Raw genomic sequence first — 12,573 nt, 5'->3', positions numbered from 1 at the left:
GAGCTGGAGCAAAGTCACAGCCTTCCAGCATAGGGTAGAAAGGCCTGGGGGAGCAAGTTTTCTCCGCGGCTAAGTGGCGAGGGCGCTCAAAAACCGTTCTCTTGCGGCTCCAACAGCAGCACTTGCCAGCGCAGCAACTGCTGTAGCTGCGACCAGCTTAGGGGAGAGGCTAGGCTCTCTTGAATGGCTTGGACGGTGCGGATCCCGTCTACCTGCTGCAGGAAGGCAAAGGCCTCCTCGCTTAGGGAAATGGCCTCGTAGGCGTAGTTGAAAATGCTCCGCCCCGGCCACAGGCCCAGGCAGGGGCTGAGGTGGGCCACAGCTGAGGCCACAGCTTCTGGACTGGTCCATTCCCAGCGGGGGAGGGGGGGCCTGCCAAGAAACAGCTCGTAGTGGGCCACCACCGGGTCCAGCAGCTCAATCAAGCGGTAGCGCTCCAGCTCCGGCAGTTGAGCCGCCTGGGCCAGTAGGGCCTCGTCCTGGCCCAACACCCGTTCCAGCCGCCAGAACTCGGGGTTGGAAAAGCGCAGAAACTGCAGCCCTGAAGCCCGAATGAGCTCAAACAGGGTCTCAATGTTGTAGTCCACCTCCTGCGGGTGCAGGTACATGTCAGCAAAGCACTCGTCGTCCACGTTCTCGAGGGCCCAGCGGGCCTGTTCCTGCTGCTGGATGCGGTTGCTTGCTGGCAGGATCTCGAAAAGGCGGCGACCTACCTGGAGGCCCTTTTGCAATTGCTCGGGGGAGGCGAGAGGTTGGTGTTCGGAGCCGGTGACCAAGAGGCGAATGGCCTTCTGCATCAGGCGAATCTCATGGCGGCCCAGCTCGCCGTAGACAAACAAATGCAGGATCCCGCCAGGAGCTAGTTTGCTCGCCAAAGCCTGCAGCCCCGCCACCGGGTCCGGCAAGTGGTGGAGCATGCCCACGCAGTTGATGAAGTCGAACTGCCCTGGCAGCCGGTCGATGTCGTAAACGTTGAGCTGGCAAAACTGCACTGGCGGCGCCTGGGAAGCCCGACAGCGAGCCTCGGCAATTTCAAGGGCGCGGCTACTTAGGTCAAAAGCCCAGATTTCGGCGTTGGGGTTCTGGTGGGCGATATACTCCGTCCCTACTCCGGAGCCGCAGCCGGCATCCAAGATGCGCACCTTGCGCCGGCCCGGATGGGATCCCGTGCAAAAGGCATAGGCCTGGGGCCAACTCCAGCGCCAGTTCCACCCCGGCGGGGGAACAGTGCCGATGGGCTGCGGTGGGAAAGGGTAGAGCTCGTAGAGCTGCCGCACTTGCTGGAGGATCTCTTCTGCACTGCGGGAGGAGGGCTGCATAGGCGCTGTCGGGTTAAGCTGGACCTCAAGACTCCAGAGACGATATCCCCCTGCAGTTTAAATGGTTGTCCGCTCCTCTCACCTTTTGCAAACCGGCCTGACTTTCGATTGGATCAAGCTGACGGCTGAGCTGAAAAAGGTTTTGGATCCCAAGCGGGTGATTAGCAAGCCGGAGGAGCTGCTGGTCTACGAATGCGACGGGCTGACCAGCTACCGGCAAAGGCCGGCTCTGGTGGTATTGCCGCGCACAACAGAAGAGGTGGCCCAGGTGGTAAAGCTGTGCAGCCGCTACGGGGTGCCCTTTGTGGCGCGGGGATCCGGCACTGGGCTATCGGGGGGAGCGCTGCCTGTGGAAAACAGCGTCGTCATCGCTACCACCCTGATGAAGCAAATCCTGGAAATCGACTTGGAGAACCGCTGCATGGTGGTGCAGCCGGGGGTGATTAACGCCTGGATTACCCAGGCAGTGGCTACCCAAGGCTATTTCTATGCCCCGGATCCCTCTAGCCAGTCAGTTTGCTCCATCGGCGGCAATGTGGCGGAAAACTCCGGCGGCGTCCACTGCCTCAAATACGGTGTAACAGCCAATCACATTCTCGGCCTGACGGTGGTGCTGCCGGATGGGGAGGTGGTGCGCTGGGGGGGCAAGATCCCGGAGATGCCCGGCTACGACTGGGTGGGCCTGTTTGTCGGCTCCGAGGGCACCCTGGGGATTGCTACCGAGATTACCCTGCGCTTGCTCAAGGCGCCAGCCCAGGTGCAGGTTTTGCTGGCGGATTTTAACAGTGTCGAGGCAGCAGGAGCTGCCGTTTCCGACATCATCGCCGCCGGGATCATCCCTGCCGGCCTGGAGATCATGGACAACTTCAGCATCAACGCCGTTGAGGATGTGGTGCAGTCGGGCTGCTACCCACGGGATGCGGCGGCCATCTTGCTGGTGGAGGTGGACGGCCTGGAGCTGGAGGTGGAGGAAGCCAGCCAGCAGGTAAAGGCCCTGTGCCTAAAAAACGGGGCGCGCCAGGTGCAAGTTGCCTCCAGCCCAGAAGAGCGGGCGCGTCTGTGGAAGGGGCGCAAGGCAGCCTTTGCCGCCATGGGCAAGCTCAGCCCCAACTACTACGTCCAAGATGGGGTGATCCCCCGCAGCCAGCTCGCCTATGTCCTGAAGGAAATCGAGCGCCTCAGCCGCGAGTACGGCTACCCGGTGGCCAACGTGTTTCATGCCGGCGACGGCAATCTGCACCCCTTAATCCTCTACGACGAGTCCGTGCCGGGATCCCTAGAGCAGGTGGAAAAATTGGGGGGCGAGATCCTCAAGCTCTGCGTGCGTCTGGGGGGCAGCATTTCTGGCGAGCACGGCATCGGTGCCGACAAGCGCTGCTACATGTCGGAGATGTTTACGCCCACGGACTTGGAGAGCATGCAGTGGGTGCGGCAGGTGTTCGACCCGCAGCGCCTCGCTAACCCTGACAAGATCTTTCCCACTCCCCGCACCTGCGGCGAGGCAGCCCACGCCCACCGGCAACCGGAATGGCAAGGGATCCCCGTTTTCTAGCTAACCTGTCGCTGCTGCTGTAGCTCAGCAAAGGCCTGGGCAAAGTCTTCCTGGCGGATGGCCAGAGCCTTGGGATCCACTGCCGCGGCAGTGGCGCGGTGGCGGCGAATGGCAGCAATGGCAGCACGGTTACTTAGCAGGGCCAGATCGGCCCCACTCCAGCCTTCCGTGCGCTCGGCCCACACCTCCAGATCCACATCTGGCCCTAGGGGCCGCCTGCGGTTGTGCACGGCCAGGATTTCCCGCCGTGCGGCGCGGTCCGGCAGTTCCACGCTTAGGTGCAGCTCCAGCCGGCCAGCGCGGGTGAGGGCGGGATCCAAACTGGCTTTGCGGTTGGTAGCAGCCACCACCAAGACTCCCTGGCTGGGGCGGATCCCATCCAGTTCGGCCAGCAGTTGCCCCAGGACGCGGTCGCTGACGCCGCTATCTCCGGAGTAACTGCCCCGCGCTGGCGCCAGGGTGTCGATCTCGTCGATGAAAATCACGCAAGGAGCGCACTGGCGGGCACGGGCAAAGAGTTCCCGCACCGCCTGCTCGGAGGATCCCACCCACTTGCTCAAGAGCTCTGGGCCGGAGACAGCAATGAAGTTGGCCTTGGCCTGGGAGGCGATGGCCTTGGCCAAGAGGGTTTTACCCGTGCCGGGCGGCCCGCTGAGGAGGATCCCTTTGGGCGCATGGGCCTGGGCCTGCTCGTAGAGCTCTGGGTGCAGCAGGGATCCCTCAATGGCCTCCTGCAGCACCTGCTTGGCCTGCTCCAGGCCGCCAATTTGATCCCAGCTCACCTGGGGCGACTCGACTTCCACTGAGCGCAACACCGCCGGCTTCACCTGTTGCAGAGCTTCCTGAAAGTCCGCTGCCGTTACTTTCAGGGATTCTGGGATAGGGGATTCCAGATCCGGCACCTGGCGCCGTAAGGCCGCATAGGCCGCCGCCTGGCACAGGCCGCGCAGATCTGCCCCCACAAAGCCCAGCGTTTGCTCTGCCAGGCTATCTAAATCCACATCCTCTGCTAGGGGCATGTTGCGAGTGTGAATGGCGAGAATTTCCCGCCGCCCCTCCCGATCCGGCACCTTGAAGACAATCTCGCGGTCAAAGCGCCCCGGTCGCCGCAGGGCCGGATCCAGGGCTTCGGGCCGGTTGGTAGCCGCTAGCACAACAATGCCTTTTTGGGCCACAAACCCGTCCATCAGCCCCAGCAGCTGGGCCACCAGGCGTTTCTCCACCTCCCCCTCGACGGTGCTGCGGTTGGGCACAAGGGCGTCAATTTCGTCGATAAACACCAGGCAAGGGGCAGACTTAGCCGCTCTCTCAAACAGCTGCCGCAGGCGTGCCTCCGCCTCGCCGTAGTACTTGCCCATTAGCTCCGGGCCAACCACGGCAATGTAGTTCACCCCCAGACTCTCGGCCAGGGCGCGGGCCGTCAGGGTCTTGCCAGTGCCAGGGGGGCCAACCAACAACACCCCCCGGGGCGGCTCTAGCCCCAACTTGGCCAGTAGCTCGGGCCGCTTGAGGGGGATCTCCACCAGCTCCCGCAAGGCTTGGAGTTGCTCCTTGAGTCCTCCCACGTCCTTGAGGCGCAGCCCCGACCTCGACTCTGGGCGCTCAGCGGAGATTGGCCCACTAGCCTCGGGGGCTTCCTGGAAGCAGGTTGCAGCCATCCCCTGGAGCTTGCTGCTCCAGCCGGGATCCCCTGTCTGGAAGTGGCGGGGGATAGAACCAGAGCGAGGGATGGAGGTCGATAGAGGCCGGGTCTGGATGCGGATCTCGGTTCGCAGTTCTCCACTTTGTTTTTTCTCCTCCAGCTTTTGGGCCAGCTCGATCAACTGCTCTATGCCCTGGATAAAGTTGCTGAGATCCACCATAGCCAGGCTTTCCCCACCAGTTGACCTGCCAATGGACTCCTCCCCAGCTTTCCAGCCAACTCCCAAGAGGGGGAAGCTGGCGCCTAAGCCGCCGCTGGGCTGGGAGAGGGGCTGGGCGGGAGTTTGCGCACCTCAGAGCAGAAGGAAGCCATGCTAAAGCCGCCGAAGCGCTTGACAAGGCTAGTCCGCAGGCGCAGGTTGGGGCTGGCAAACCAAATGCGCTCCTCCGACTCAGTCATCTCGTACTCGGTGTAGAGGGTGAGGGCGCCATCGGCTCCCATCACGTAGGTACCGGCCACCGGCACTTTCTCGGCATAGCCTTGATCCCGCAACAGTTGCCCGCGCATGGGGTTGTCAGGATCAGGAATTGGAACCAGCACCACCTCGCCTTTGTACTCTTCGTTGTCCCAGTCCTGCTCCCCATTCCACTGGACTCGCGCCGCCCCCACGGCTCGCCGTGGATCTACCTTGAACAGCTCGCAAACCCGAATGACTTCTGGATCGGTTGCTGCCAGGGTAACAATTTGCAGCTGCGACCTTCCCCCTTCAGAGCGGCGAAAGGCCAGGTGATGGCTGGTGCGCTGACACATCCACTCGCCAGCGCTGAGGGCAAAAAACTCCATTACGGTCATCATGGCCGACGCGGATCCTCATCGATAGCAACCGGGATTTGCCGATTCTAGCTTGGGCTGTAGCCAGAGATTTGCTCTTGCCGAGTTTGCTGTTGCCGCCAGAACTGCTCTGCAAAGGCCACGGTCGGATGGAGGGGAGCTCGCGGCTTACTGCGCAGGATCATCCCTGCCTCTTCAGGGGTGCGGTCGCCCTTGCGCTGGTTGCAGCGCTCGCAGGCAGTCACCACATTGTCCCAGGTGTGGGAACCACCGCGGGAAAGAGGGATAACGTGGTCTAGGGTCAGGTTATGGGTGCTGCCGCAGTACTGGCAGGTGTAGTGATCCCGCCGCAGAACCTCGCGCCGAGTAACAGGAGGCACCCGCCAGGGCCGCTCTTTGCCCTTGATGGTGAGGCGAATGTGCTCAGGCACCTCGATGACCCGGCTGGGGGAGCGCACCTGCCACACCCGCACATCCATCATCCTCAGCGGCTCTGCTTTGCCTGTTAGCAGCAGTACAATCGCTCGCTTAATATTGACCCGGCTGATGGGCAAATAGTTTTGGGAGAAGACGACAATCGACTGTTCTAGAACGTTGGTGGCAGCAGTCATAGCCTGGCTTTTCCATCTGCCGCCATTGTCTTGGGAAATTGGGCCAATGGCAAGTTGGTTCTCTAGAGACCTGGACAGATGGGCTACTATCCGGGTGATGGTTGGAGCCCGTGCCTCCCATGACCCACCCGCTGTATGTTGCCCTGGTTTGGCACCAACACCAGCCCCTCTACAAAAGTCCGCTGGCAGGCAAATATCGCTTGCCCTGGGTGCGCCTGCACGGGATCAAAGACTACTTGGACTTGGTTTTGCTGCTGGAGCGCTATCCCCGCCTGCACCAAACGGTTAACCTGGTGCCTTCTCTGATTGTGCAAATTGAAGACTACGTGGCCGGCTCGGCCTTCGATCCCTACTTGGAACTGACCCTCTCCCCCGTTGAAAAGCTTACCCTGGAGCAGCGGCGCTTTATTGTCGAGCGCTTCTTCGACAGCCACTACCCCACCATGATTGAGCCCTACCCCCGCTATCGCCAACTCTACGAACAGCGGGAATCCCAAGGGATCAACTGGTGCCTACAGTACTGGACACCGCAAGACTTCAGCGACCTCCTGGCCTGGCACAATCTGTCCTGGTTTGATCCCCTCTTCCACGAAGATCCCGAGATCGAGGGCTGGATCAAGATGGGATCTGGCTTTACCCTTTCGGATCGGCAGCGGATCTACGCCAAGCAGCAGCAGATCCTAGCCGCCATCCTGCCCCAGCACGCCAAGTTGCAAAGTAGCGGCCAACTGGAGCTGACCACCAGCCCCTACACCCACCCCATCTTGCCTCTACTGGTGAGCGAGCGCTCGGCGCGGGTGGCTCGGCCTGGCCTGCCCCTGCCCCGCTACCCCTTCCACTGGGAGCAGGATGTCCACAGCCAGCTGGAGCGGGCCAAGCAGATCTACCGGGAGCGCTTTGGCCGCGAGCCGCGGGGGTTGTGGCCTTCCGAACAGGCGGTCAGCCCCGCTATCGTGCCTATCGTGCGCAAGCAGGGCTTTGAGTGGATCATCTCTGACGAGGGAGTGCTGGGCTGGAGCCTGGGCCAGCCCTTTCACCGCGACGGGCAGGGCCATGTCCTCGAGCCGGAAAAGCTCTACCGCCCCTACCGTCTGGAGAGCGAGGCAGGGGATCTGGCCATTGTCTTTCGGGATCACCGCCTTTCCGATCTCATTGGCTTTAGCTACAGCGCCATGCCTGCCGACGCTGCCGCCAAGGATCTTATTGGACACTTGGAGAACATCCGCAACCGCCTGCCTCCCGAACAGCCTTGGCTGGTCACCATTGCTCTGGATGGGGAAAATTGCTGGGAGTACTACCCCCAAGATGGCCGGCCCTTCTTGGAAAACCTCTACGCCCGCCTCAGCCAGCACCCCGCGCTGCGCCTAGTGACAGTCTCGGAGTTTTTGGAGCAGTTTCCCCCCACCGAGTTTCTGCCGGCAGAACAACTGCACAGCGGCTCCTGGATTGAGGCCGACTTTACCACCTGGATTGGGGATCCCGTCAAAAACCGCGCCTGGGAGCTCTTAGCCCAGGCCCGTCAGGTGATTCAAGATCACCCCCGCGCCAACCCCCAAGCCTGGGAAGCTCTGTGGGCCGCCGAGGGATCCGATTGGTTCTGGTGGTTTGGGGCAGGGCATTCTTCCGCCCACGACGCCGTTTTCGACCAGCTGTTTCGGGAACACCTGCAGGCAATCTACGTCGCCCTGGGGGAGGCGGTGCCGGCGGTGCTGCAGTTTCCCCTCGAGGATCACGACGGCCTAGGGGATCGGCTGCCGCAGGGGTTTATCCATCCCGCCATCAACGGTCGTCCCAGCGAACGGGAGTGGAGCCAGGCCGGGCGGGTGGAGATTAGCGCCGCCAGGGGTACCATGCACCGCAACAGCGCCGTCCGCCGCCTCTGGTATGGCTTCGACCACTTCCACCTCTATCTGCGGCTGGATTTTAACTCGGTGGTGCAGCGGCCCAAGCAATTGCTGGTGCTCTGGTTTTATCCCAACTGCATTACCCTTAACAGCCCCATCCCCCTGCAGGGACTGCCCGCCGAAGCCCCTCTCAACTACCTCTACCGCCACTTGTTGAGGCTGTCGCTGCCGCCCCCCAGTCAACGCCCGGCGGAGGTAGAGGCTCAACTTCTCCAAGCAGGGGAGTACCACACCTGGCACTCCCTCAGCCATCAGGTCAAGGCCGTGGTAGATACCTCCCTGGAGGTGGCCATTCCCTGGAGCAATTTGGGCGCCCAGCCAGGGCAGGAGCTGCAGTTTGCCATTGTGGCTGCTGACGGCGAGACCTTTCTGGAAGGGATCCCGCCCAAGGCCACCATTGCCCTGCGCAGACCCTAGCAAGAAGTATCCCGCCTATGCAGCGCGAGCTTTACCCTCCCATCGAGCCCTACGACCAGGGCTTTCTGCCCGTCTCTTCCCTGCACACCCTCTACTACGAGCAGTGCGGCAACCCAGAGGGCAAGCCAGTGGTGTTTTTACACGGGGGGCCAGGGGGTGGGATCGAGCCCCTCTACCGGCAGTACTTTGATCCCCGCCGCTGGCGGGTGGTGCTGTTTGATCAACGCGGCTGCGGCCGGAGCCGCCCCTACGCCGAGCTGCGGGAGAACACCACCTGGGATTTGGTAGCCGATATTGAGAAGCTGCGCCAGCACTTGGGCATTGAGCGCTGGTTTGTCTTCGGAGGGAGCTGGGGCAGCGCCCTCGCCTTGGCCTATGGCCAGACCCACCCCAACTCCTGCCTGGGCTTTATCCTGCGCGGTATTTTCCTGCTGCGCTCCTTCGAGATCCGCTGGTTTTACCAGGAGGGGGCCAGCTACCTTTTCCCCGATGCCTGGCAACACTACCTCGAGCCCATTCCCCCCGAGGAACGGGGTGACCTGCTGGCAGCCTACTACCGCCGCCTTAACGACCCCAATCCGCAGGTGCGCCTGAAGGCAGCCCGTGCCTGGGCCATCTGGGAGGCCAGCACCAGCAAGCTTATCCCCAGCCCTGAACTCATCGAGCGCTTTGGCCAGGAGAGCTTTGCTGAGGCCCTCGCCCGCCTCGAGTGCCATTACTTCATCCACCGCGGTTTTTTGGAGACAGAGGATCAACTCCTCAAGGGGGTAGAGCGCCTGCGCCACCTGCCAGCCGTCATCGTCCAGGGGCGCTACGACGTCGTCTGCCCTCCCCTTTCCGCCTGGGAGCTACATCAGGCCTGGCCAGAGGCAGAGTTTCACCTGATCCCCGATGCTGGCCACTCCATTACTGAGCCCGGGATCCGCACCGCCCTCCTGGCGGCCACCGATCGCTTTGCCCAGCTCTAAGAACGGCTGCAAAGAGGGCCTGCCGTTGCCTAGCAGCAAGCCTCAGCCTGACTCAAACTGAAGGGCTTCAGGATCTACGTAGTAGCAGCGGGCATTGTCCGCACAAATGAGCGCCCAGCCGTTGCAGTTAGCATCGACTAGGATGTACTCCGATTGCGGGATAAAATGACCTTGATGGTTGCGGGTCTCCTCCTTGATCCAGACCGTCTGATAGTTCATCCCAGCGTCCCTCCAACTCCTCCTCAAAAAGACTTAAGAACAGGACTTAACCTTGCTGCAAGCAGTGGCAAAGCTAGGCAAAAACTAGAGGCAACAAACTCAACCCCTTCTCGAGGTTCAGTAACCGAGCGCTCGAGGGTAGGTTAGCTAGGCAATACCTTTAACTGGGTAAGAGAAGTCTAGCACTGCCTCTATGAGAAGAGCGTTAAGAGTTACAGACTAAGGCAAAAAGCTCTGGATTTTCGTAAACTCTTGTTGCAAAATTGGCTCGAGCCCGCTTAGGCTTCTTCAAATGACCCGTGGTGAATCCTGCAACCCATTGAGGCGGCGATTCCCTCCCTCCGTCAAGTTGGATTTGACACCAGCAATCTGCTACCAGCGTGCCCCTGTTTTTTTTCAGTTCCAGCGCCGCCAAGGTCAAGTCTACCCCGGGTTTTAGCTCAGCGCGGAGCTACGGGCACAGAGCTGCTCTTGCCCGCTCGCTCATCTGCTGAAGTGCACCGAGGTCGGGGAGAGGGATCCCTTCCCCTTCAGCAAGCCATAGCCAGTACTCGATGTTGCCGGCAGGGCCAGTGATAGGCGACCACGTATAGCCCTGCACCCGCCAACCGCGACTCACTGCCGCCTGCATCACCGTCTGGAGCACGCGAGCGTGGATAGCTGGATCCCGCACTACCCCCCTTTTGCCCACCTGGCCTCGGCCCGCCTCAAACTGCGGCTTGACTAGCAGCAAGGCTTCCCGCGGCGAGCGCAACAGCCTCCACAGAGGATCCAACACCTTAGTCAGGGAAATAAAGGAGAGATCCACCACTGCCAGATCCGGCCAGTTGGGAGTGGGCACCTCGGTTCCGTAGAGATCGGCTGGCTGAAGATAGCGCAAGTTGGTTCGTTCCTTAAGGATTACCCGCGGGTCAGTTCGCAAAGACCAGGCCAATTGGCCATAGCCCACATCCACCCCATAGACCCGCTGCGCCCCTCGTTGCAGGAGGCAATCGGTGAAGCCCCCAGTGGAGATGCCAGCATCCAAACAGATGCGACCCTGGACTTGAATGGGAAAAGCTTGCAGTGCCCCCTGAAGCTTTTCTCCTCCTCGCGAGACAAAAGCAGACTTGGCCTGGATGTGGACTACAGGATCTCCGCTTACCCACGTCCCGGCTTTTTCCGCCCGTGCTCCGTTGAGGAAGACTTCTCCCGCCAAGATAGCCCGCTGCGCCTGCTGGCGCGAAGAAAAATACCCTCGCTCCACCAGCCAGGTATCCAGGCGGACTCGCTCGGCCATGCCCTAGCCACTGGCCTTCCACTCCATCAAGATAGACGACCGGGATCCCTTCTGTCAGCCGCGACTTAGCCAAAGCGCCCGCTCACATACTCTTCCGTCTCGCGGTTGGCGGGAGAGTTGAAGATCTTCTCGGTGCGGTCAAACTCTACCATTCGTCCGTAGCGGATCCCTCTCTCGTCAAGTTCAGTGTTGAAGAAGGCAGTGAAGTCGGACACGCGAGCTGCCTGCTGCATGTTGTGGGTGACGATGATGATCGTGTAGCGACGGCCCAATTCCTTAAGCAGCTCCTCAATGCGCAGCGTAGAAATAGGATCCAGCGAGGAGCAAGGCTCGTCCATTAGAATTACCTCCGGCTGAATGGCCAGGGTGCGGGCAATGCAGAGGCGCTGCTGTTGTCCACCGGAGAGGGAAAGGGCGCTCATCCTCAACTTATCTTTCACCTCATCCCAGAGAACGGCCTGGCGCAGTGCCCGCTCCACGAGCTCGTCCAGATCCCCCTGGTAGCCATTAATCCGGGGCCCAAAGGCAATGTTGTCGTAGATGGATTTGGGGAAGGGGTTGGGCTTCTGAAACACTAGGCCAACCCGCCGCCGCACCTCAGAGGGATCCACATCCGGGTCGTAGATGTTTTTCCCGTGGAAGATAACGGAGCCTTCTACCCTTGCCCCTGGGATTAAGTCATTCATGCGGTTGAAGCAGCGCAAAATAGTGCTCTTGCCGCAACCTGAGGGGCCAATGAAGGCTGTGATGTGATTTTTCGGGATCTTCAGGGAAACCTGCTTAACCGCCAGGTGGGAGCCGTAGTAGACGCTCAGATCCCGCGTCTCTAGTTCAACCTCCAACCGGGTGGATTGCTTAGGAGAGCCCGACTGGTCAGAGAGTGGAGAGCGCATAGGAGTGTTGAAAAAGATAACGTCGCTGCAAGGCTTAGATAGTGATGGCTTCTTGGCGACGACTCACAAGGAGCCGGAAACTGACGGTGGTAATCAGGGCCAAAATCACCAGAGCCAAAGCCCCTCCCCAGGCAAGCTTCTGCTGGTTTTCAAAGGGGACAAGGGCAAAGTTGTAGATCAACACAGCCAGCGAGGCCACTGGCTTCAACAAACCGCTGGGCCAGAGAAAGCTAAACAAAGCCGTGAAGATCAGGGGCGCCGTCTCACCTGCAGCGCGGGCAATGGCCAACGTCACCCCCGTCAGGATCACCGGCAGAGCCGCTGGCAACACCACGCGAAACACCGTCTGCACTCGCGAAGCCCCCAACGCATAGGCAGCAGCCCGCGTATCGGCCGGCACCAGGCGCAGCGCCTCTTCACAGGACAAAATGATGATAGGCAGGGTCAGCACCGATAGAGCCATCCCGCCGGCAAGGGCCGAGAAGGTTTTGGTGGAAAGCACCAGCACCCCATAGGCAAACACCCCGGCAATGATGGAGGGAACCCCCGTCAACACCTTGATAATGAAGCGCAGAAAGGAGGCCGCGGGGCTGTTTTTGCCAAACTCCGAGAGATAGATGGCTGCGAATAGACCAATGGGGAATGTGATGGAGATAGCAATCGACACCACAATAATCGTCCCCAGCACCGCATTGCCAAATCCGCCCACCTGATCGCCCGGAGGAGGGGGAAGCTGGGTCAGCGTCTGCCAGCTTAGGCGCTCGATGCCCCTGGTGAAAACGTAGTAGAGGATGAGAGCCAGCACAAAAATGGCGAAGATGCTGGAGGTAGCTGTCAGCGCTGTCATTCCTACATCCAAGAAGATGCGCTGCCAGGGCTTCGCTCTGCGCTTAAACAAATTGCCTTGCTCTACCGCCTGCACTTGCGCCGTCATGTTC

Annotated in this window: 11 protein-coding genes; 3 read left to right on the top strand and 8 right to left on the bottom strand. The window is 60.9% G+C overall.

Annotated features, from left to right (window positions below):
• Window positions 1-86: 86 nt before the first annotated feature.
• A complete protein-coding gene (locus NW808_RS04445) occupies window positions 87-1,319 on the bottom strand; it encodes a class I SAM-dependent methyltransferase (protein ID WP_414395124.1) in 1,233 nt (410 codons plus the stop codon).
• Window positions 1,320-1,380: 61 nt separating this feature from the next.
• Here NW808_RS04445 and glcD point away from each other — a divergent pair, with 61 nt between their 5' ends.
• On the top strand, window positions 1,381-2,871 hold the full coding sequence (glcD, locus tag NW808_RS04440; RefSeq protein ID WP_414420420.1) for a glycolate oxidase subunit GlcD: 1,491 nt from the start codon (window positions 1,381-1,383) through the stop codon (window positions 2,869-2,871).
• Here the strand turns inward: glcD and NW808_RS04435 are convergent.
• The 3 genes from NW808_RS04435 to NW808_RS04425 form a co-directional block, all read right to left on the bottom strand.
• Complete coding sequence (locus NW808_RS04435) at window positions 2,868-4,733, bottom strand: AAA family ATPase (RefSeq protein ID WP_414420419.1); 1,866 nt, start codon at window positions 4,731-4,733, stop codon at window positions 2,868-2,870. The two genes, glcD and NW808_RS04435, sit on opposite strands and share 4 nt — an antisense overlap.
• An 83-nt stretch (window positions 4,734-4,816) precedes the next feature.
• Window positions 4,817-5,365 carry a phycobiliprotein lyase gene (locus NW808_RS04430; RefSeq protein ID WP_414395120.1) on the bottom strand — a complete coding sequence of 183 codons (549 nt, stop codon included), beginning with the start codon at window positions 5,363-5,365 and terminating at the stop codon, window positions 4,817-4,819.
• A 47-nt stretch (window positions 5,366-5,412) separates the two neighbouring features.
• Window positions 5,413-5,955 carry an HNH endonuclease gene (locus NW808_RS04425; RefSeq protein WP_414410920.1) on the bottom strand — a complete coding sequence of 181 codons (543 nt, stop codon included), beginning with the start codon at window positions 5,953-5,955 and terminating at the stop codon, window positions 5,413-5,415.
• 119 nt (window positions 5,956-6,074) lie between these two features.
• On the opposite strand from NW808_RS04425, the gene NW808_RS04420 reads away from it, so the two are divergent.
• Together NW808_RS04420 and pip are read left to right on the top strand one after the other, a co-directional pair.
• The gene (locus NW808_RS04420; protein WP_414420418.1) at window positions 6,075-8,276 is read left to right on the top strand and encodes a glycoside hydrolase; all 2,202 of its coding nucleotides are present in this window, start codon (window positions 6,075-6,077) and stop codon (window positions 8,274-8,276) included.
• 17 nt (window positions 8,277-8,293) lie between these two features.
• Window positions 8,294-9,244 (top strand): prolyl aminopeptidase, encoded by a 951-nt coding sequence (gene pip, locus NW808_RS04415; RefSeq protein ID WP_414410922.1) that lies wholly within the window; start codon window positions 8,294-8,296, stop codon window positions 9,242-9,244.
• A gap of 42 nt (window positions 9,245-9,286) precedes the next feature.
• Here the strand turns inward: pip and NW808_RS04410 are convergent, their stop codons facing one another.
• From NW808_RS04410 to pstA, 4 genes are all read right to left on the bottom strand, one after another.
• Window positions 9,287-9,463, bottom strand: a complete 177-nt coding sequence (locus NW808_RS04410) for a hypothetical protein (RefSeq protein WP_414420417.1) — start codon at window positions 9,461-9,463, stop codon at window positions 9,287-9,289.
• A gap of 451 nt (window positions 9,464-9,914) precedes the next feature.
• On the bottom strand, window positions 9,915-10,742 hold the full coding sequence (locus NW808_RS04405; RefSeq protein ID WP_414420416.1) for a TlyA family RNA methyltransferase: 828 nt from the start codon (window positions 10,740-10,742) through the stop codon (window positions 9,915-9,917).
• A 65-nt stretch (window positions 10,743-10,807) separates the two neighbouring features.
• The gene (pstB, locus tag NW808_RS04400) at window positions 10,808-11,635 is read right to left on the bottom strand and encodes a phosphate ABC transporter ATP-binding protein PstB (protein WP_414420415.1); all 828 of its coding nucleotides are present in this window, start codon (window positions 11,633-11,635) and stop codon (window positions 10,808-10,810) included.
• A gap of 34 nt (window positions 11,636-11,669) precedes the next feature.
• Window positions 11,670-12,569 (bottom strand): phosphate ABC transporter permease PstA, encoded by a 900-nt coding sequence (gene pstA, locus NW808_RS04395; RefSeq protein ID WP_414410925.1) that lies wholly within the window; start codon window positions 12,567-12,569, stop codon window positions 11,670-11,672.
• Window positions 12,570-12,573 lie beyond the last annotated feature (4 nt).

Source organism: Synechococcus sp. W70.1 (assembly GCF_047461515.1).
In the GTDB taxonomy this organism is placed as follows: domain Bacteria; phylum Cyanobacteriota; class Cyanobacteriia; order Thermostichales; family Thermostichaceae; genus Thermostichus.
Note: the sequence above shows the minus strand (reverse complement) of the source record. Positions and strands in the feature narration are given on the sequence as shown.